At 72.3% G+C, this 21017-nt stretch carries 18 protein-coding genes; 12 read left to right on the forward strand and 6 right to left on the reverse strand.

What is annotated here, in order from left to right; all coding sequences use genetic code 11:
* Positions 1–6: 6 nt before the first annotated feature.
* From IM778_RS01930 to IM778_RS01955, 6 genes are all read right to left on the reverse strand, one after another.
* Positions 7–1143 (reverse strand): serine hydrolase domain-containing protein, encoded by a 1137-nt coding sequence (locus IM778_RS01930; RefSeq protein WP_194410435.1) that lies wholly within the window; start codon positions 1141–1143, stop codon positions 7–9.
* Positions 1140–3575: a glycoside hydrolase family 3 protein gene (locus IM778_RS01935; protein WP_194410436.1), complete on the reverse strand. Its 2436-nt coding sequence runs from the start codon at positions 3573–3575 to the stop codon at positions 1140–1142. Before IM778_RS01935 ends, IM778_RS01930 begins: the two co-directional genes overlap by 4 nt.
* An 85-nt stretch (positions 3576–3660) precedes the next feature.
* A complete protein-coding gene (locus tag IM778_RS01940; protein ID WP_194410437.1) occupies positions 3661–4524 on the reverse strand; it encodes an ATP-binding cassette domain-containing protein in 864 nt (287 codons plus the stop codon).
* Positions 4521–6383, reverse strand: a complete 1863-nt coding sequence (locus IM778_RS01945) for a dipeptide/oligopeptide/nickel ABC transporter permease/ATP-binding protein (protein WP_194410438.1) — start codon at positions 6381–6383, stop codon at positions 4521–4523. Before IM778_RS01945 ends, IM778_RS01940 begins: the two co-directional genes overlap by 4 nt.
* Positions 6380–7321 carry an ABC transporter permease gene (locus IM778_RS01950; RefSeq protein ID WP_194410439.1) on the reverse strand — a complete coding sequence of 314 codons (942 nt, stop codon included), beginning with the start codon at positions 7319–7321 and terminating at the stop codon, positions 6380–6382. The genes IM778_RS01945 and IM778_RS01950 overlap by 4 nt, the downstream gene beginning before the upstream one ends.
* A gap of 59 nt (positions 7322–7380) precedes the next feature.
* Entirely contained in the window at positions 7381–8913 is a 1533-nt protein-coding gene (locus IM778_RS01955) for an ABC transporter substrate-binding protein (protein ID WP_194410440.1), read from the reverse strand.
* A gap of 196 nt (positions 8914–9109) precedes the next feature.
* Here IM778_RS01955 and IM778_RS01960 point away from each other — a divergent pair, with 196 nt between their 5' ends.
* The 12 genes from IM778_RS01960 to IM778_RS02015 all read left to right on the forward strand — a co-directional run bounded on the left by IM778_RS01960 (position 9110) and on the right by IM778_RS02015 (position 21016).
* A complete protein-coding gene (locus IM778_RS01960; RefSeq protein ID WP_194410441.1) occupies positions 9110–9832 on the forward strand; it encodes a TetR/AcrR family transcriptional regulator in 723 nt (240 codons plus the stop codon).
* Positions 9829–12282 (forward strand): glycoside hydrolase family 2 TIM barrel-domain containing protein, encoded by a 2454-nt coding sequence (locus IM778_RS01965; protein WP_194410442.1) that lies wholly within the window; start codon positions 9829–9831, stop codon positions 12280–12282. Before IM778_RS01960 ends, IM778_RS01965 begins: the two co-directional genes overlap by 4 nt.
* Before the next feature lie 95 nt (positions 12283–12377).
* Positions 12378–13244 carry a hypothetical protein gene (locus IM778_RS01970; RefSeq protein WP_194410443.1) on the forward strand — a complete coding sequence of 289 codons (867 nt, stop codon included), beginning with the start codon at positions 12378–12380 and terminating at the stop codon, positions 13242–13244.
* 39 nt (positions 13245–13283) lie between these two features.
* The gene (locus tag IM778_RS01975; protein WP_194410444.1) at positions 13284–14195 is read left to right on the forward strand and encodes a hypothetical protein; all 912 of its coding nucleotides are present in this window, start codon (positions 13284–13286) and stop codon (positions 14193–14195) included.
* Positions 14196–14258: 63 nt separating this feature from the next.
* Entirely contained in the window at positions 14259–14978 is a 720-nt protein-coding gene (locus IM778_RS01980) for a carboxypeptidase-like regulatory domain-containing protein (RefSeq protein ID WP_194410445.1), read from the forward strand.
* A gap of 18 nt (positions 14979–14996) precedes the next feature.
* A complete protein-coding gene (locus IM778_RS01985) occupies positions 14997–16295 on the forward strand; it encodes a phage tail sheath family protein (RefSeq protein WP_194410446.1) in 1299 nt (432 codons plus the stop codon).
* Complete coding sequence (locus IM778_RS01990) at positions 16292–16777, forward strand: phage tail protein (RefSeq protein WP_194410447.1); 486 nt, start codon at positions 16292–16294, stop codon at positions 16775–16777. Before IM778_RS01985 ends, IM778_RS01990 begins: the two co-directional genes overlap by 4 nt.
* Entirely contained in the window at positions 16770–17858 is a 1089-nt protein-coding gene (locus IM778_RS01995; RefSeq protein WP_194410448.1) for a hypothetical protein, read from the forward strand. The genes IM778_RS01990 and IM778_RS01995 overlap by 8 nt, the downstream gene beginning before the upstream one ends.
* The gene (locus IM778_RS02000) at positions 17858–18688 is read left to right on the forward strand and encodes a CIS tube protein (protein ID WP_194410449.1); all 831 of its coding nucleotides are present in this window, start codon (positions 17858–17860) and stop codon (positions 18686–18688) included. Before IM778_RS01995 ends, IM778_RS02000 begins: the two co-directional genes overlap by 1 nt.
* Positions 18685–20229, forward strand: a complete 1545-nt coding sequence (locus IM778_RS02005; protein WP_194410450.1) for a phage baseplate assembly protein V — start codon at positions 18685–18687, stop codon at positions 20227–20229. Before IM778_RS02000 ends, IM778_RS02005 begins: the two co-directional genes overlap by 4 nt.
* Entirely contained in the window at positions 20226–20573 is a 348-nt protein-coding gene (locus IM778_RS02010) for a hypothetical protein (protein ID WP_194410451.1), read from the forward strand. Before IM778_RS02005 ends, IM778_RS02010 begins: the two co-directional genes overlap by 4 nt.
* Positions 20570–21016, forward strand: coding sequence for a GPW/gp25 family protein (locus IM778_RS02015; protein ID WP_194410452.1), 447 nt, complete (start codon positions 20570–20572; stop codon positions 21014–21016). The genes IM778_RS02010 and IM778_RS02015 overlap by 4 nt, the downstream gene beginning before the upstream one ends.
* The last annotated feature ends 1 nt before the right edge of the window (position 21017 follow it).

Raw genomic sequence — 21017 nt, forward strand, 5'->3', positions numbered from 1 at the left:
CGAAGGTCAGGAGGAGAGCAGGATGCCGAGCTCGCGCGCGAGCGCGACGGCCCGGGGGTCGGCGCCGCCCGGCCACGGGCCGCGCGCGATCGTCCACGCGAAGGCGAGGCCGGTGTCGGGGTCGACGCACGCGAGCGCGCCGGCGGCACCGTCGTGGCCGAACGATCGAGGACCGCCGAACGCGAGCTGCTGCGACGGCTTCTGGAACACGATCGCGTGCGCGCGGTCCTGCTGGTGCAGCACCTCGTCGTACCCGCGGATCTGCTGCTGGCTGATCTGCTCGACCGTGTCGGCGCTGAGGAACGGCGCCGCGCCCTCGACCCCGGTGACGGCCGCCGCCATCAGGCGGGCGAGGCCGCGCGCGGTGCCCGTGCCCGATCCGGCCGGGTGCCCGTACCGCCAGCTGCGCGGGGAGTTGCCGAGGTCGACGTCGCCTGCCATCGAGGCGAAGACGACGGGGCCGAGCGCGGAGTACTCGCGGGCCGTCGTGTCGGACACCGGCTGGATCATCGGCAGCACGTCGGCGCGACGGTGCTCGTGCTCGGCGGGCAGCCCCAGGAAGAAGTCGATCCCGTGGGGACGGCGGATCTCGTGCTCGTAGAAGTCGTGGAGGGTTCGCCCGGTGACGCGGAACACCAGCTCGTCGCCCAGGTTGCCGATCGTGATGGCGTGGTAGCCGAACGCGCTGCCGGGATGCCAGAACGGCCGGCTCGCCGCGAGGCGCTCCGCCGCCGCGTGATGGTCGAGCAGCTCGTCCCAGCCCAGTGACGGCGTGGCCTGCGGCAGCCCGGCCTGGTGCGAGAGCAGCTGCCGCACCGTGACGCGGAACTTGCCCTTCGCGGCGAACTCCGGCCAGTAGTGCGCGACGCGCTCGTCGAGGTCGAGCTCGCCGCGCTCCACCAGGAGCCCGACCGCGAGGCCGATCGTGTTCTTGGTCACCGAGTAGGGCACGATGACCGAGTCCTCGCCCAGGTGCGGTCCGCCCCAGGCATCCAGCACCGGCACGCCGTCGTGGAACGCCGCCACCTGGAACGACAGATCCGGGTCGGCGCCGAGGTGGCTGTCGAGGCGCGCGACGACATCGGCGAGCCGGGCGTCGGCGGCGCCGTGCAGCCGCTCGGCGGTGAGGGTGACGAGGCTCATGCCGCGCCTCCTGCGACGTGCCACTCGAGCGTGAGAGGCAGGTCGGCGACCGAGGCGCCGGCCCGGAGCGCGTACACGCCGGGCTCGACCACCCACTCGCCGTCCCAGTGGGCGAGACGCCGCGTCGGGACGGGGATCGTCGCGGTGACGCGCTCGCCGGGGGCGGCGTGAACGGTCGCGAAGCCGACGAGCCAGCGTGCCGGCCGTTCCACCGAGGAGCCGGTCCGCTCGGCGTAGACCTGCACGACCTGCTTCCCGGCGCGCTCGCCGGTGTTCGCGAGCGTCACCTCGATCGTGTCGCCGATGCGACGTGCCGCACCCCACGACCACGTCGTGTAGCCGAGACCGTGGCCGAACGGGAAGGCCGGCTCGGCATCCGCCCGCAACCAGGCCCGGTAGCCGATGTGGATCCCCTCGCCGTACTCGAGGAGCCCGTCCGTCGGCGCGACCTCCGCGACCGGTACGTCGGCGAGCGCGGCCGGCCACGTGGTGGGAAGGCGACCGCCGGGCTCGGCGGCGCCCGTCAGCACGTCGGCGAGCGCGTGGCCGAACTCCTGCCCGCCGAAGTAGCCCTGCACGATCGCGGCGACCTCACGCGCCCAGGGCAGCACGACGGGCGAGCCCGCGTTGACCACCACGATGGTGGGCGTGCCGGTCGCCGCGACGGCGCGCACCAGGTCGTCCTGGCGGCCCGGAAGATCGAGGTCGACGCGGTCGTACCCCTCCGACTCGACCTTCGAGTTCGTGCCGACGACGACGACGGCGACCTCGGATGCCGCGGCCGCGGCCGCGGCGCGCGCGATGAGCTCGTCGGGGTCGGTGCGTTCGGGGGCGATGCCCAGCGTCGCGCTCATGGCCCCGGAAAGGGCGCCCCGGAGCTCGCGGACGAACTCGACGCGGATCGCGATCTCGCGGCCCGCTTCGACGGCGACCGTCGTCGTCACCGACGGCGGATTGAGGAAGGCGGCGCCGAGGTCGGTGCCCTCGATCACCGGCGCATCCTCCAGCACGAGGGTGCCGTCGACGTAGAGCCTGGCCGGATTGGCGCCGGCGAAGCCCAGCTCGATGTCGCCGGTCTGCGCCGGCGTGAACACCGTCTCGAACACCACGGTGGCGCTCTGCGCGATGGGCGCGTCGCCGCCGAACCACACCAGCGCCGTCGAGCGGCGGTTCTCGGCGAAGAGCTCGGTGCCGTCGGCGTCGAGGAACGCGACGCGCAGGCCGGCCTCGTCGGTCGCGGGGTTGCGCAGCTGCGCGAGCGGGATCTCGGCGACGCCCTCCTGCACCACTGCGCCGATCTCGTACCGCACGTCGGCATCCGGCATCGCCGCGCGGATCGCGTCGAGGGGTGAGACCACGGCCTCGGGGATCACCGTCGCGCTGCCGCCGCCCTGGGTCCTCGCCTCGCGTGCGTTCTGGCCGATGACCGCGATGCGGCCCAGGGTCGCGGCATCCCACGGCAGGGCGCCTTCGTTGCGCAGCAGCACCGTGCCCAGGGTCGCCGCCTCACGGGCGAACGCGGGGCCGTCCACGGCGGCCGGCTCGACCGCGGTCGCGTCGCCCAGTGCGCCGACGCGCTCGGCGAGCAGCAGGATGCGGAGCACCTTGCGGTCGAGGTCGGCCTCGTTCAGGCGCCCGTCGCGGATCGCCTCGGCCAGTTCTGCCCACGCCGGTGCGGGGCCGGGCATGGCGAGGTCCTGCGCGGCGGGCACCGAGCCCAGCGACCGGACGGCCGTCCAGTCGCTCACGACGACGCCGTCGAAGCCCCACTCCGAGTTGAGGGGCGTCTCGAGCAGGTCGTTCTCGGTCATCGTGACGCCGTCCACCGCGTTGTAGGCGCTCATGATCGCCCAGGCGCCCGCCTCGACGGCCCGCTCGAACGGCGCGAGGTAGAGCTCGCGCAGCGCGCGCTCGTCGACGCGGACGTCGACGGTGAAGCGGTCGGTCTCGGAGTCGTTCGCCACGTAGTGCTTGGGGGTGGCGGCGACGCCGTTGTCTTGAAGGCCCCGGACATATGCGGCCGCGAGTTCCGCGCTCAACTCGGGGTCTTCGCTGAAGCACTCGAAGTGACGCCCGCCGAGGGGGGAGCGATGCAGGTTGATGGTCGGGCCGAGCACGACGTCCACGCCCTTGCGACGGGCCTCGGATGCCGCGGCCGCGCCGTACCTGTAGGCGAGGTCGACATCCCACGAGGCGGCGAGAGCCGAGCCCGACGGGAGGTTGAGCGACGGCTCGCGCTCGTCCCACCGGGGTCCGCGCACGCCCGCCGGACCGTCCGAGAGCGTCATCGCGCGCAGGCCGATCTCAGGCAGCGCGATGGTGGTCCAGAAGTCGGCGCCCTGCACGAGGGCCGCCTTCCGCTCGAGGGTCAGGCGGTCCAGCAGCGGCACGAGGTGCTGGACGGTGGCGGGGTGAAGGGCGGTGTCGGTCATCGGGATCGGTTCTCTCTCAGGTGGTCAGGGGAGGTCGCGGGGCCCGGCCCTTCGAGGAAGGGACGGGCCCCGGCATCCGGGTTCGTCATGCCGCGTCGGCGGCCGCCTCGGCGTCGAGCAGAGCGCGGCGGGCGACGCGGCGCTCTTCCTGGCGGTCGGGATCCGGCACCGGCGCGGCCATGAACAGCCGCTGCGTGTAGGGATGCTCGGGCCGCGACGTGACGCGGTCGGCGTCGCCGGTCTCGACGATCTCGCCGCGGTACATCACCGCCACCCGGTGGCTGATGTGGCGGACGACGGCGAGGTCGTGCGTCACGAAGAGGTACGCGACACCGGTGCGGTCCTGGATCTCGATGAACAGATCGAGCACGCGAGCCTGGGTCGACAGGTCCAGTGCCGAGACCGGCTCGTCGCAGACGATCAGCCGCGGCTGCAGCGCGAGGGCGCGCGCGATCGCGACGCGCTGCCGCTGACCGCCCGAGAACTCGCGGGGGAGCCGGTCGCGTGCGTCGGCGGGAAGCCCCACCTGATCGAGGAGGTCGCGCACCCGCGTCCTCGCCGTGCCGGTGGCGAGCCCCGCCGCCGTCAGCGGCTCGGTGAGGATCTGCTCGACCGTCATCGACGGGTTCAGCGACGAGTACGGGTCCTGGAACACGACCTGGATCTCGGAGCTGAGCGACCGGCGCTGCGGGCGGGTGAGGTGCGAGATGTCGCGGCCGTCGTAGACGATCGAGCCCTCGGTGACGGGTGCCAGGCCCAGCGCCGCGCGACCCAGCGTCGTCTTGCCCGAACCGGATTCGCCGACGAGGCCCACGGTCTCGCCGGGCAGGATGTCGAGCGAGACGCCCTTGAGCGCCCGGAACGGCTGCGCCCGGAAGCCCTTGCCCGGATATTCGACCACGAGGTCCTTGATGTCGAGCAGCGGAGTGCCCGGCTGCGCAGTGCTCATGCCTGTGCTCCCTTCATGGCCAGCGGCTCGCGCGCGGGGCCTTCGTCGAGGATCGCGTCCAGCAGCGTTCGCGTGTACGGATGCTGTGCGTCGTGGAAGATGGCGCGCACCGGTCCCTGCTCGACGAACCTTCCGTTCTGCATCACCGAGACCCGGTCGCACAGGTCGGCGACCACACCGAAGTTGTGCGTCACGAGCAGCATCGCCATGTGCCGCTCGGCCTGGAGGTCGCGCAGCAGATCGAGCACCTCCGCCTGCACCGTCACGTCGAGGGCGGTCGTCGGCTCGTCGGCGATGATGAGGTCGGGATCGGTCGACACGGCGCCCGCGATGAGAACACGCTGCGCCATGCCGCCCGAGACCTCGAACGGGTACGCGTCGAACGTGCGCTTCGGGTTCGGGATGCCGACCCGGTCCAGCAGCTCGAGGGAGCGGTCGGTGGCGGCCTTCTTCGAGAGCCCGAGGTTCTTGCGCAGGGGCTCGACGAGCTGGCTGCCGATCGTGAAGGCGGGGTCGAGGTTCGACATCGGCTCCTGCGGGATGTAGCCGATGCGCCGGCCGCGCACCCCCGCGTAGGCGCGCTCGTCGGCGTCGGCGAGCTCGGTCCCCTCGTAGAGGATCGACCCGCCCGTGACGTGCCCGCCGCGGGGCAGCAGGCCCAGCACGGCGAACGCCGTCTGCGACTTGCCGGAGCCCGACTCGCCGATGAGGCCGTGGACCTCGCCCTTGCGGATGTCGAGCGAGACCCCGTGGACGACCTCGATGTGCGATCCGTCGGGCTGGTCGTAGCCGACGCGCAGGTCGCGCACCTCGAGCACCTTCACCGACGCCTTGCTGCGGTCGTCGTCTTCGTGGACGATGACGCCGGCGCTCTCGTAGACGGGCGGCTCGTCGAGGTCGACGATGTCGCCGCCGCCGGTCGAGACGGCGGTGGTCACGGCCGCGATCGACCCGGTCGCCGTCGCGACCGCCCGGCGCCGCTTGCGGCGCACCGACACGGTCCGCTCGATCTCGTCGCGCATCACGTTGGCCAGGAGCGTCAGCGCGATGCACGTGAGGGCGATGGCCAGCGAGGGCCACAGCATGAGGATGGGCTCCTTGTAGATGTTCTTGAAGCCGTCGTTGAGCATCTGCCCCCACGTGGGCACCCCGATGTCGCCGAGGCCGAGGAACTCCAGTCCCGACTGGATCGCGATCGCGATGCCGGCGATGATCGCGCACTGGATCACGATCGGCGCGCGCACGACCGACAGCACATGGCGCCCGATGATGCGCGCGTCGCTGAGGCCCGACACGCGCGCGGCGTCGACATAGAGCTCGGAGCGCACCGCCGTCACCGAGGCGTAGACGAGGCGGTAGAACGCGGGGGCGAGCAGGATGCCGAAGATGAACATCGAGATCCACACCGAGGGGCCGAGCACCGCGCGGGCGGCGAGCAGCACCACGATCCCGGGAAGGGCCATGTTGAGCTCCGTGACCCACGTGGCGGCGCTGTTGAACCAGCCCTGGTAGTAGCCGGCGACGAGTCCGCTGGTCACACCCAGGATGAGCGCCACGACGAGCGCCAGCAGCGCGGCGAACACGCTCGTCTGCGTCGCCGCCAGCAGTCGGGAGAACACGTCGCGGCCGCTGCCGTCGGTGCCGAGGAGGTGCTCGGCGCTGGGGGATGCCAGCACGTTGCGGATGTCGGAGTAGTTCGCGTCCTGCGGGGCCAGCCACGGGCCGACGATCGCGATGACCATCAGCAGGGCGAGGAAGAGCAGCGACGCGAGGCCGAGCGGACGGCGCAGCAGGCGGCGCCAGAGCGAGACGCGGACCGGGGCGACCGGTACGTCGAGGGGGACATCGATGGCGGTCATGAGAGTCGCACCTTCGGGTTCAGCGCCGCCTGGGCGAGATCGATGAGCAGGTTCACCACGACGACGATGACCGCGAACGCGATCACCACCCCCATCACCACGGGGATGTCGCCGAGCGTCGTGGCACGGACGGTGAGCTGGCCCATGCCGGGGATGGCGAAGACCTGCTCGACGATGACGGCGCCGCCGAGGAGGCCGATGAACTGCACGGCCAGCACCGCGAGCGCGGGCCCGCCGGCGTTTCGCAGCACGTGGCGGTAGACGACCGACCCGGTGCTGAGCCCGCGCGAGCGGAGCGTTCGGACGTAGTCCCGCGACATCGCGTCGATGACCGAGCCGCGGACCTGTTGCGAGACGGCGGCGATGGCGCCGATCGACAGCGCGACGATCGGCAGCGTCACCGAAGAGAGCCAGCCGGTGAGGGAGGTCGTCGCCGGCACATAGCCGGTGGCCTTGAACCAGCCCAGGTTGATCGCGAACACGAGCACCAGGCCGAGGGCGATGAGGAAGCCCGGGATCGCGAAGCCGATGAGGGAGATCACCTGGACGCTGCCGTCGACGGCGCCGCCGCGGCGGGCGGCGAGGACGCCGAGCACGACGGCGACGATCGCCGAGACGACGGTCGCGCCGATGACGATGGAGAGGGTGACGGCGAGGCGGGTGCTGACGCTGGTCGCGACGAGCTCGCCGGTGAACCAGCTGCGGCCGAGGTCGCCCGAGAACGCCGAGACGACCCACTCCCCGTATTGCGCCAGCAGCGGCCGGTCGAGCCCGAGCTCTTCGGTCTTCTTGGCGACCGTGTCGGCGGTGGCGTTCTCGCCGAGGATGCGCCGCGCGATGTCGCCGCCGCTGACGTAGAGCAGGACGTAGGCGAGGAACGAGATCACCGCGATGAGGACGACGCCCGACAGGACGCGCCGGAGGATGAATGCAAGCATGTCGATTCCCGTGGGTGGTGTCGCCCCGCCCGCGCACTCGGCGCGGGCGGGGCGAGGCTTCAGTTCTTCGGCGAGAAGCCGAAGATCGACGGGTAGGCGTTGGTCGGCCAGAACTCGAGGTTCGTGTTCGCGTCGACCGCGTAGGTGCCCTGCACCCGGTAGAAGGGCGCGAACCACGCGTTCTCGACGATCCAGGCGTTGAGGTCCTTGGTCGCCTGGTCGGCCTCGTCCTGGGTGCCCATCTGGATGGTCGTGATGTACTCGTCGACCTGCGGGTCCTCGGAGTGGAACGGGTTGAACGTCGCGTCGGGCGCGATCATGAAGTTGATCAGCTGCCAGTCCGGGTTCTGCTCCAGCGCCATCCACGTCGCCGGGTACTTCGGGGCGAGCATGTCGGTGATGAAGTTGCCCGTGCCGGGGTCGGTGTAGTTCACCGTGATCCCGATGTCGGCGAGCTGCTGCGCGACGAGGTCGAACGTGGTCTGGAACGCCGGGGTCGACATCATGTTCAGCGTGAAGCCGTCGGGGTAGCCGGCCTCGGCGAGCAGGTCCTTGGCTGCCTCGGGGTCGTATCCGTACGTGCTGTCGAGCGCGTCGTCATAGCCGACCGAGGTCTCGGGGAAGACCTGCTCGGTCACGGTGCCGTAGCCCGCCTGCAGCGCCTGGAGCAGCGCCTTGCGGTCGAAGGCCATGTTGATCGCCTGGCGCACGCGCACGTCGGCGAGCTCGGGTGCCATGGTGCCCGCCCGGTCGAACAGCAGCAGGCCCTGGAAGTCGAGCTCGTTCGACTCGATCGTCCAGCCGGATGCCTCGATCTCGGGGATCGTGTCGTTGTTCACGATCTTCGCGCCGTTGGCCTCGCCGGCCTTCAGGGCGTTGAGCGTCGCGGTGGGGTCCTCGATGACGTTGATCGTGAGGTTGTCGTACTTGATCGCGTCCGCGTTCCAGTAGTCGGGGTTCGCCGTGTAGACGTAGGTCGTGCCGGTGACGGTCGCCGCCGTGTCGAGGACATACGGCCCCGAGCCGATCGGCTCGGTCGCCGAGTCGGGGTCGTCGAAGGTCGACGGCGCCTGGATCAGGCCCGGCGCGATCGACAGCAGGTTGACGAGCGAGGGGTCGGGCGCCGGCTGCGTGATGGTGACGGTGGTGGCGTCGGACGCGGCGAACTCCTTGCCGGCGAGCGTGGCCGCCTGGGGCGACGTGCCGTCGCGGAAGCGCTCGAGGCTGCCGACGACCGCCTCGGCGTCGAGGGGCGTGCCGTCGGTGAACTCGACGCCGTCCCGGAGCGTGAGGGTGAGCACCGTGTTGTCGTCGTTGTACTCCCAGTCGGTCGCGAGCCAGGGCTCGATCTCGCCTTCCGCGTTCTTCTGGAGCAGCGTGTCGAAGACGGCCTGGAAGAAGGGGCTGCGGTTGCCGTACTCGGCGCCCTGCCCGATGTCGTAGCTCGTCGGGCCGACGATCGCCGTGAGGGTGAGTCGGTCTGCGCGACCGGAGTCGCTCGCTCCCGATCCGTCATCTCCGCCACCGGCGCAGCCGGTGAGGGCGAGAGCGGCGATCGCGATGGTGGCTGCTGTGGCCTTCCAACGGAACATCCTTGGTCCCTTCATCTGCGGCGATGCCCCTGCGGATCGCCTACTGCGGGCTGACGCTAACACCAATTTCGAGGACGCGCTAGGTTTTTGACGCAAAAAGCTAGCGACGACTCGGAATTCGTTATAGAACGGAGAGGAAGGATCCCGGCGGGCACCGAAGGAGGTGCGCGAGACGACCCGGGGATACGGTGAGACGATGACCGAGACAACCTCCGCCGCAGCGCGGAAGGGGACCGCTCCCACGAAGAGAGGCAAGCCGCGCGGCGAGTACGCGAAGTCCGCGGCCACGCGCACGGCGATCCTGGATGCCGCCCTGGAGGTGTTCGCGGAGTCCGGCTACCGCGCCGGCTCTCTGCGAGAGGTCGCCGAGCGCGTCGGCATGAGCGAGGCCGGGCTGCTCCACCACTTCCGCAGCAAGAGCGCGCTGCTGCTGGCCGTGCTCGACCACCGCGACGACCTGGCTCGCCGGCTCGTCGACTTCGACATGCCGGACGGCGTCGAGGCGCTCCGCGGTCTCGTCACCCTGGCCCGCTACAACGCGTCCATCCCCGGGGTCGTCGAGCTGTACTGCACGCTTTCGGCGGAGGCGACCTCGCCGACGCACCCCGCGCATCCCTACTTCGTGAACCGGTACGAGTCCGTACGCGAGAGTGTGACCGATTCCTTCCAGCGCGTCGCCGACGCGGGGCGTCTGATGCCGGGGGTGGACCCGGGCCGTGCCGCCGTCGCGACGATCGCCCTCATGGACGGCCTGCAGGTGCAGTGGCTGCTCGATCCCGCGTCCACGGATATGGCGGAGGCGCTCGCCGAGGCGTTCCGCGCGATGATCAGCGGATTCGACCTCGTCGGCCTCGAACAGGTGCTCGACGCGCGGTCGGAGGAAGCGGCATCCGTCGACGTCTCCGAGCAGGACGCGTGATCCGCGCGCCGTTCCTCGACGGATGGACGGTCGGCCCCAAGCTCGGCGCGTTCGAGGCGCCGACCCCGGAGTCCGCGCCGAAGCCCGTGCGCCTGCCCCACGATGCCGTGCGCGACCTGGCCCGCTCGGCCGACAGCGACCAGGGCGTGCACACCGGCTACGTGCCGGGGGGAGTGTTCGAGTACGCCAAGACGTTCGACGTGCCGGAGGAGTGGCGCGACAAGACGGTGCGGCTCGAGTTCGAGGGCGTCTACCGTGACGCGGTCGTCTTCGTGGGCGGCGACGCGGTCGTGCACGAGCCGAACGGCTACAACGCGTTCGAGGCCGTGCTCGACCCCTATCTGCGCTACGGCGAGCCGAACCGGATCACCGTCGAAGCGCGGGCGCACCGCGACAGCCGGTGGTATTCCGGAGCGGGAATCTACCGGCCGGTGCATCTCGTGGTCGCCGATCCGGTGCACATCCCGCTCGACGGCACCCGCGTGACGACGCCCGACATCGACGCCGACCGCGCCGTCGTGCGCGTCGCGACGACGGTGCGCAACGGCTCGCGGCACACTCGAACCCTGCGGCTCGACTGGGTGGTGGAGGGGCCGGACGGCTCCGAGGTCGCCGCGGGGACGTCGCCGGTGACGGTGCTGCCCGGCTCGGACGCCGTCGCGCGCTTGCGCCTGGCGGTCGGCGACCCGGCGCTGTGGAGCGACGCGACGCCCTCCCTCTATCGCGTGCAGACGACTCTCGCCGATGACGGCGGACACGCGATCGACACGGATGCCGTGGCCTTCGGCATCCGTCGTCTGCAGGTCGATGCGCGCCGCGGCTTGCGCATCAACGGCGAGACGGTGAAGCTGCGCGGCGCCTGCGTGCACCACGACAGCGGACCGCTCGGCGCGGCGACGTTCGCCGACGCCGAGGACCGGCGCGTGCGCCTGCTCAAGGCCGCCGGCTTCAACGCGCTGCGCAGCGCGCACAACCCGATGAGCCGCGCGATGCTCGACGCGTGCGACCGGCACGGCATGCTGGTGATGGACGAGCTGACCGACACCTGGACCCGCTCGAAGGTCGCCTTCGATGCCGCCCCGGGCTTCGCAGCGCGGTGGCGGCACGACGTCGAGGCGATGGTCGCCAAGGACTTCAACCATCCGAGCGTGATCATGTACTCGATCGGCAACGAGATCCTCGAGCTCGCGACGCCGGCGGGCTCCGCCTGGAGCCGGCGCCTCGCCGAGGCCGTCCGCGAGCGCGACGACACGCGGTTCGTCACCAACGGCATCAACGGCATCATCGCGAACCTGGACCGGATGAGGGAGGCCGACACCGGCGAGGGCGCCGACGCGGCCGGCTCCGATCCGAACACCATGATGGCGGCGATGGGCGACGTGATGGCCCGCGCGAACGCGTCGGAGCTCGTGACGACCTCGACCGAGGAGTCGGCGGCCGTGCTCGACATCGTCGGGTTCAACTACGCCGAGTCCCGTTACGAGCTCGATCGCGAGCTCTTCCCGGACCGCGTGATCGTCGGATCCGAGACCTTCCCGTCGCGCATCGAGAAGTTGTGGGCGCTCGTCGAGAGCCTGAGCCACGTCATCGGCGACTTCACGTGGACCGGCTGGGACTACCTCGGAGAGGCGGGGATCGGCCGCGTCGACCACCCCGACGAGGAGGGATACCAGCCCACCGGCACGGCCGGACCGTACCCGCACCTGCTCGCCGGTTGCGGAGACATCGACATCACCGGTCACCGCCGGCCGGTGTCGTACTACCGCGAGATCGTCTTCGGGCTGAGGACGGAGCCGTACCTCGCAGTCCATCCGCCGCAGCACCACGGCCGGCCGACGGCCACGACGCCCTGGTCGTGGGACGACTCGGTGTCGTCGTGGACGTGGGATGCCGAGCCCGGCGCGCCCGTCACGGTCGACGTGTACGCGGCGGCCGAGGAGGTGGAGCTGCGGCTCGACGACCGCGTGATCGGGGTCGCCGCCGTGGGCGCCGAGAAGGAGTTCCGCGCACGCTTCGAGACGCGGTACCACCCGGGCGAGCTCGTCGCCGTCGCCCGAAGCGGTGGGCGGGAGATCGGCCGCACCGCGCTGCGGACCGCGGGCCGGCTCGGGCTCACCGCGATCGCCGAAGAGCCCGAGATCGCCGAGGACGGGCTCGGCTTCGTCGGCATCGCGCTCACCGACGCCGACGGCATCGTGCCCGGCGACGCCGATCGGCTCGTGACCGTGACGGTCGAGGGCGACGCCGAGCTCGCCGGGCTCGGCACCGGGCGCATCCGGACGGAGGAGTCGTTCGCAGGCCCCGCCGTGACGACGTTCGGCGGCCGGGCGCTCGCGATCGTGCGACCCACCGGTCCTGGCGCGGCGACGGTCACGATCGCGTCCGACGGCCTCGCCACGGCCGTCACGAGGCTCTCGATCGCCGGAGCCCGGGCGCCCGAGGCGCCGTGAGCTCGCGTCCGGCCCGTGTATCAGCCGGACGGCCGCACGTTCCCTCATTGTGTGAGAGCATCCGCGACACCTGATCCGGGACGGGACGGCCCGCGATGACCCCGGGCGATCAGTTCGGTCCGACGGGCGTCGCGGCTTCGGGGGCACCGCCGTTCGCGGTGGCCGGTCCGACGCAGCTCGCGCTCGACGCATCGCGCAGCGGGGCGGGGTCGTTCACGGTGTCGAACGTGACGGGGCGCCCGGTGCGGGCGCGGCTGCTCGTGACGCCGGGGGCGGGGGCGGATGCCTCGTGGTTCGCGATCGGCGGAGGCCCCGAGCGCGCGCTGCCCCTGGCCGGCACGGCGACCGTCGAGGTCGCGGTGACCGTGCCGGGCGATGTCGCGGCGGGCGCGTACTCGTTCACCGTCGGCGCTGCGCTCGAGGAGGCCCCCGACCAGGTCGTGCCCGGTCCGACCGTTGCCCTCACGGTGCCGGCCGCGCAGCCCCGGAGGTTCCCGTGGTGGATCGTGATCGTCGCCGCCGTGGCCCTCCTGCTCCTCGTCGGCGGCGGCATCCTGATCTGGATCCTCACGCGCCCCGGCCCGCAGCCCGAACCGACCCCGGCCGACACCGGTCCGCCGGTGCTGCGCACCGATGAGCTGCTCATGGAGTTCTCGCCGCTGGATCTTGATCTCGACCTCGACGGCGTGCAGGACCTCACCATCTTCGACGCCGACCTGAACGTCGTGCCGTTCGATCGTCCGACGACGGTCTTCGGCCTGATGCGCGGCGTCGCGATCGTCGACGACCCTCGCTTCGAGGTGTGCCGCGAGGTGTTCCTTCAGGAGTCGGTCGACATCGCGGACGCCGCGGCGACCACGTTCGTGTGCGTCTTCACGAGCGAGGGCCACGCGGGCCTGCTCGAGATCGGCGCGACCGGGGCCGACCAGACCAGGACGATCGCCGTGACGGTGTGGGAGTGATCATGCGGGGAGTGCGAGCACGAGTCGAGGAGGTCTGCCATGGGTGTCGCATCCGGTGACGGATTCGGTCCGGAGGGGCCGACGGCCTCGGGCGCGCCGCCCTTCGCGGTCGCGGGTCCGACGCAGGTGGCCCTGGACCCCGCGCGCACCGGGACGGGGTCGTTCACGGTGTCGAACGTGTCGGGGCGTCCCGTGCGCGCTCGGCTGCTCGTGATGCCGGGGGCGGGGGCCGATGCCTCGTGGTTCACGATCGAGGGCGGCCCGGAGCGGGCGCTGCCGCTGGCGGGCACGGCCACGGTCGACGTCGCAGTGAGCGTGCCGGGCGAGGTCACGCCGGGCGGGTACTCGTTCACCGTCGGGGCGGCGCTCGAGGAGGCCCCCGACCAGGTGGTGCCCGGTCCGACGGTCGCGCTGACGGTGCCCGCCGCTCGCCGGCGGAAGTTCCCGTGGTGGATCGTGATCGTCGCCGCGGTGGCACTCGTCCTGCTCATCGGCGCCGGTGCGGCGGTGTGGCTGCTGACGCGTCCCGATCCGCAGCCGGACCCCACGCCCACGCCCACGAGCACGCACGACGTGTTCGCCCAGTACTCGTTCCCCGCGTTCGGCAACCTGTCGTACGACCTGGACGGCGAGCGCGCGGTGGACTACTCGGTCGAGTTCGAGATCGCCGACCTGTACTTCTCGGGCGCGTTGCACGGCACCGGGTTCCTGAGCGTCGTCGGCTACGGCAACGCGTCGCTCGCCGTCGTCGACGATCCGACCTTCGAGGCGTGCGAGAGCGCGCTGGACTACACGACCGGCGAGCCGATCACGATCCCGGCCGAGGCCGAGACCTTCGTGTGCGTGCGCTTCACCGATCAGGAACGCCGTGCGCTCATGGCGTTCCAGCCGAGCGAGCCGGCGACCGGCCTGCACGTCGTCGACACGACGGTGTGGGCTCGCGGCGAGTAGCGCGCGAAGGTATCTGCGCGAGGACCTCGGTGCTCTTCCAGGTGTACGGAGAGGTGCGGACCCATGACTCGCAGGGATGACGTCGGCCAGGACTACCAGCTGGCCCTCGCTCCCGTCCGCGCGTGGGCGCAGGACGTGACCGGCCTGAAGGTCGTCGACGACTGGGACGCGGGCGACGAGGGTGCGAGCGCCGTCGTGCTCCGGCCGCTGGCGCTCGCCGTTGCTGCGGCATCCGGTCCCGTGCTGCGACAGGTGAGCAGCGCCGAGCTCCTACTCGACCTGCTCGTGACCGTCATCGCCCCCACCGCGAGCGAGGCTGCCGCGGCGACGAGCGACCTCGCGCTCGCGGCGCAGAGCGAGAACGACTGGGCGATCGCGTCCGACGCGCCCGGCCTCGACCTGTGGCGCGCCCTCGGGCAGCCGCCGGTGCCCGCGATCGTGCTGCGAGTGCCGGTGCGGCGCGTCATCGAGCGCGACCCGGCACCTCTCGTGCGCGAACCCCTGCGGCGGACGTTCGTGCCGCTGCGGATGGTCACGGGTCGGGTCGTGTGGCCGGACGGGCGGCCGATCTCGGCGGCCCGCGTGTCGCTGGCCGAGGCCGACGGCCCGCCGGCGACGACCGACCACCGCGGACGGTTCCGGATGCCTCTTGCCACGGCATCCGACGAGCTCACGGTGAGCATCACGGCGCGTGGCGCGTCGGTGCAGCTTCGGCTCGCGGCATCCGCCCTGGGTGCCGCGGGCGACCTCGGAGACCTGCGGGTCCCCGTTCCCACTGGATAACGCCGAGAAAGGCTCGACATGCCCCAATATCTGACACCGGGCGTCTACGTCGAAGAACTCATGGGCGGTGCACGCCCGATCGAAGGGGTCGGCACCGAGATCGCCGCCTTCGTGGGGTTCGTCGACGACGACGAGGCGCCGAGAGGCGTCCCCACGTCCGTCAACAACTGGACGCAGTACACCAGCATCTTCGGGACGGAGGGCCCCAGCACGCCGCTGACGCTGGCGGTGCACGGCTTCTTCCTCAACGGAGGCCAGCGCTGCTACGTCCTCAACGTCGGGCCCGACGGCACCGTCGGGGGCACACCCGGCGAGCCCGGCATCTCGGCTCTCGAGCACATCGACGAGATCGCGATCGTCGCTGCGCCCGGCATGACGGATGCCGCGTCCTACGACGCCGTGCTGAGCCACTGCGAGCTCATGAGAGACCGCGTCGCCGTTCTCGACGGGCCCGCGCACGTCGACGACCTGAACGACCTCATCCGGCCCGCGACGATGTCGACACCATCGGCGGCGAGCGCGTCGTCGAGTTCGTCCTCGAGTTCGCCCTCGGGGTCATCGGCGGGGTCGGAGGAGTCGACCGGGGAGGGCGAGGAGGGATCGGCGCCCCCGCCGCCCGCACCGACCCCGCGACGCGGCGGTGGCAGTGGAGGTCCCGGGGGCGGGATGGCCCGCGCGTCGGAATGGGGAGCGGAGTACGTCCCTTGGATCTCTGTGGTCGACCCGCTCACCGGAACCCTCGTCGAGGCACCGCCGTCCGGGCATGTCGCCGGAGTGTGGGCGCGCACCGACGGCAGCCGCGGCGTGCACAAGGCCCCCGCGAACGAGACGGTGCGCGGTGCGCTCGATCTCACTCGCGCGTTCACGCCGAGCGAGCAGGGACTGCTCAACAGCGCCGGGATCAACGCCATCCGCAACATCCACGGCAGCATCAAGATCTGGGGCGCGCGCACGCTCGCCGGCAGCGCCAGCGAGTGGCGCTACCTGCCGGTGCGCCGCCTCTTCGCGTTCGCCGAGGAGTCGATCCAGCAGGGCACCGGGTGGGTCGTCTTCGAGCCCAACGATCAGGTGCTGTGGAACGCCATCCGACGTGACGTGCGCGGGTTCCTGCGCCGGCTGTGGCGCGACGGAGCCCTGATGGGCGCGACCGAGCGCGAGGCGTTCTTCGTCAAGTGCGACGCCGAGACGAATCCGCAGGAGAACATCGACGCCGGCATCGTGACGGCCCTCATCGGCATGGCGCCGGTCAAGCCTGCCGAATTCATCGTGTTCAAGGTGAGCCAGTACACGGCCGCCGCAGGAGAGGAAGCACAGTGAGCGACGCATCGGCGGCCACAGGGACGGCGGCCGCGAAGAGCCAATGGGTCGACCCGTTCGGGGTCTACAACTTCAAACTCATGATCAGTGGGATGGCGGTGGGACACTTCACCGAATGCTCGGCGCCACAGGTCTCGATCGACACGGTCGAGTACCGCGAGGCCGGGCAGTCGCAGGTCGTGCACCACATCCCGACGATCACGACACACGGCGAGATCTCGTTGAAGCAGGGCCTTACCCGCTCGACGGAGCTGTGGGACTGGTTCATGGCGACCGCGGCGGGCGAGATCCGGCGGCTGCCGGTCTCGATCATCCTGCTCGACTCGCGGGGCACGACGCCGGTCGTGCAGTGGGACCTGTTCGACGCCCTCCCGGTTCGATGGTCCGGAGCCACCCTGCGCGCGACCGCGCGCGAGGTCTACGTCCAGGAGTTCGCGCTGAAGTACGAGTCGATCGAGAGGGTCGGGGCGCGCGATGCCTGACAGCCGCCGATCCGCTCCCCGGCGAGGAGTCGCCGGGTTCGCGCGGCGCGTGACGGCGGCGCTCGCCGAGGCCTGGCGCGTGCTCCGGGACGGCCCGCCGCCGCCGGATGATCCGCGGCTGGCCGAGGCCGACTCCGGGCTCGCCGCGTACGTCGCGGCACACGACCCGGAGTGGTTCGCGATCGACGTGGACGATCCGTCGCGCGCCGGGCATCCGGAGGCTCGCGGGTCGCGACACGCGGCGTCGCCACCTCGACCCCGCGTGTTGCGCCACTCGAACGCCGGCGCGACGGCGACGGATGCCGGGGCCGACGGCCCCGACGGCGCCAGGGCCGACGGACCCGACGGACCCGCCGCGGAAGCGGAACCGACGCCGAGCGACGCTCGCGGGTCGCGACACGCGGCGTCGCCACCCCGACCCCGCGTGTTGCGCCACTCGAACGCCGGTGCTGCGAGGGCAGCCGAGGGGCCGGTGGCGGGGGACGAGGACGCGAGTGCGTCGCCGCCGCCGCGCGTGAGCTTCCGCGCGCCCGAGGCGACGAGCGCCCGGGCCTCGTCGGGGCATCGGTCGCCTGAGCAGATGACCTCGCCTGCGGGCCCGGCCGCGGCATCCGTTCGCGTGCACGACGGCGATTCCGCCGCACCGCCGCCGGTGGGCCACGCCACGCCGCCCACCGCGGGCAGCCCGGACGATGGCCGTCTTTCACCGGTCCCCACCGCACCGCCGACGCCGATGACCGAGGAGGCATCGGTCGTCCGCGAGGAGCCGGGACTGCGGCATCCGTGGACACCGCCCGCCACCGGGGCACCTCGCGACGACGCGACCGCCGTGCTTCGCGAGCCCGGCCGCCCGGACGCCGGGCTTGCCGTCGAGCCCCCGGGCACGGCCGGCTCGCCGCGGCCGCATGCGACCGTGACCGCGGCGCGGCCGCGCGCACCTCGGCCACATCTCGCCACCGCAGGACGATGGCCCGATCTGCCGGAACCGCGCGACGACCGCGACGACCGCAGCGCCGGAAGGCTCGCGTGGAGCACGATCGTCGCCCGTGACGCCCTCGTCGAGGAGCAGCGGAGGATCTGATGGAACGCGTCGCGTTCATCGTCGAGGAGACCGGCGAGCGGATCTCGTGCATGCTCAACCCCGAGCACATCGTGCATCGGCGCTCGGCCGGACTCGCGCCGCGTCGCAGCGGCTCGGGCATCGTCTCGGGTCAGGGGCTGAGCGACGCGCCGCTGCTGCACACCGGCGGCGGCCGCACCGAGCTCGACCTTCAGCTGCTGTTCGACGTCGACCTCGTTCCGCAGCCGCTCGTGCCGACGCCGTCTCCTCCCGGCACCGCGACGACCGACGCCGCGGTCGCGCCCGCGCCGCCGCTGCGCCCGCGGCGTCGCGACGTGCGCGACTACACGCGGCCGCTGTGGCAGCTCGCCGAGAACACCGACCTCGCCGGGCGCGGCGCGCCGCACGTGCGCATGGTGCTCGGCAAGGGCTGGAACATGCTCGCGGTCGTGGAGTCGCTGTCCGAGCGGTTCGAGAAGTTCGACGCGAGCGGCACCCCGGGCCGGTCGTGGCTGTCGATGCGCCTCGTGCGCGTGCCCGATCCGAATCCGCCGGCACCCGAGACCGCTCCGGCAGTGCGGATTCCGGATGCCGCGGCCGCCGTCGCCGCGGCGGCCGAGCCCGCCGCGGTCCACGCCGTCGTCGGGGCCGGCGCCGACGAGAACGGCGACGCGGCCGGCGGCGAGACGCTGCCGGAGCTGGCCGCGCGCTACTTCGGCGGACGCTCCGCCCTGTGGCGCTGGATCGCCGACGTGAACGTGCTCGACGACGTCATCTGGCCCGAGCCCGGGCGTGACCTCATCATCCCGGCGGCGCCCGAGGACCTCGCTCGACCGGAGGACGCGAGATGAGCCTCCCGGTCGTGCTGCCCGCGCCCGCCCCGGCGCAGATGCCGGGCGTGCGGCTGCGCGTCGCGGGCGCCGAGGTCGATCCTGTCGGCGTCGGCATGCTCACGACCGTCCGCGTGCGCCGCGAGGCGAGCGCGCCCGCCGTCTGCGCGGTCACGTTCGACGATCCCGCGGGCGCTGCCGAGCTCGAGCGGCTCCTCGCACCGGGAGTCGATGTCGAAGTCGGCGTCGACGGCTTCGCCGAGCCGCTCTTCACGGGTGACGTCGTCGTGCTCGAGCGCGCCTTCCGGCCCGACGGGACGATGCTGCTGACCGCGCGATGCCAGGACGCCGCGCACCGGCTGCGCGCCGACTCGAGGATGCGGGCCTTCGTGGACGTGTCGGTCGCCGAGCTGGCGCGCGACCTCGTCGCGCCGGCGGGCCTCGACGTGCAGGCGCCCGACGAAGGACCGCGGATGCCGCGACTGCTGCAGGACGGCCGAACGGCGCTCGACCTGCTCACGCACGCGACGCGACGTGCCGGCCTGTGGTGGCAGATCGACGCCGCCGGCAGCACGCTGCGCCTGTTCGACAGGGCCGGGACCGGGCGCGAGGCGACCGCGGCGTACGGCCGGGACCTCGTCGAGGCCGTCGTGACGACGAGCGCGCTCGCGCATCGCTCGGGGTGGCGGGTGCTCGGCTGGGATCCGGTGACGGGGGAGGTCGCGGGAGGATCCGCCGATGCCGCGGTCGACGATGCCGAGGCGCGGGAGGGCGTCCTCGGCGGGAGCCTGACCGCCGGGGTGGACCACGCCGACGCGCTGGCGCGGGGACTCGCCGCCGACGAGGAGGCCGCGAGTCGCGGCATCCGTGCCGTCGTCGAAGGCGACCCGGCGCTCGCGCCCGGGACCGTCCTCACGGTCGCCGGGCTGACGCCCGACGCGTCGGCGAGCTTTCTGCTGCTCGCCGCGGACCACGTGATCGACACGGTCGGCGGCTACACGTGCACGGTCTCGTCGCACCCGCCCGAGCACCTCCAACTGCGGAGCGTGGCCGGGCGGCCGTGGTCGAGAAGCGAGGCGGCGGTCACCGTCGGCGAGGTGCTGCGCATCGACGATCCGGAAGGCCGCGGCCGGGTTCGCGTGACGCTGCCCGCCTACGACGGCCTCGAGAGCGAGTGGCTGCCGGTGCTCGCGCTCGGCGCCGGCGAGTCCAAGGGGCTCGCACTGCAGCCGGACGTGGGCGACCACGTCGTGGTGGCCCACGACGCGTGGGATGCCGGGCGCGGCGTCGTGCTCGGAGGCCTGCGCTCGTCCGACGGCGGCGAGCCGGGCGTGGGCGTCGTCGACGGCGCGGTCGGGGTCTACGGCCTGCGCCTGCCCACCGGGCAGTCGCTGCGTCTCAGCGCCGACGGCGACGCGGTCGCCGCGGCGAACAGCGGCGGGAGCCGCGTCGAGCTGACGGAGGACGGCATCGTCGTGCACGCCGCCGGCGACCTCGTGGTGGAGGCGCCCGGACGGACCTTGACGCTGCGCGCGAAGCGCATCGAGATGGAGCAGGCGTGATGTGGTACTGGCTGACGATCGACGCGGATCTGAGATGCGCGCACAAGCTCGGCAGGGTCCAGGTCGTCGCGCCCGAGGAGTTCGTCTTCGTCGGCGGCCGGCCGGTCGTCACGGGCGACGACCCGATCGGACGCCCCGTGAAGGGCTGCCCGAACGTCAGCATCAACATCAAGCCATGCACCGAGACGGTCGATGTGAAGAAGGGCCGGTCGGGCTTCGTCACCATCGCGGGTCGCCCGGTCGTCCGCGCCGACCTGTCGGGTCTCACCGACGGCACGCCGCAGGGCGGGGTGTCGTACGAGGTGGAGCATCCCGGCCAGGTGCTCGTGAAGGAGGCGCCATGACCCCGCAGGCTCCGACGCGGCGCACGCCCCCGGTCTCGACGGGGTGGCGCTTCGGACACCCCGACTTCGACGACGGGCTCAGTGGCGTCACGATCGCGCCGACCGGCCGCGTCGACCTCGTGCACGGCGCCGACGCTGTGCGGCAGTCGCTCATGCTGCTGCTGTCGACGACTCCGGGCGAGCGCGTGATGCGCCCCGACTACGGCTGCGACCTCGCGAAGCTCGTCTTCTCGCCGGGTGACGACACGACGGCAGGCCTCGCCATCCACTACGTCCGGCGCGCGGTGCAGCGGTTCGAGCCGCGCGTCGTGGTGCTCGCGGTCGACGCCGGCCCCGCGCCCGATGCCCCCGACCGGCTGGAGGTCGTACTCGACTACCGGCCGAGGCTGGGCGGACCCGCCGACCGCCTCGTCGCCGCCATCCCCCTCCAGGGAGGTGCCTGAC

The sequence above is a fragment of the Microbacterium cremeum genome, assembly GCF_015277855.1.
Lineage (GTDB): Bacteria > Actinomycetota > Actinomycetes > Actinomycetales > Microbacteriaceae > Microbacterium > Microbacterium cremeum.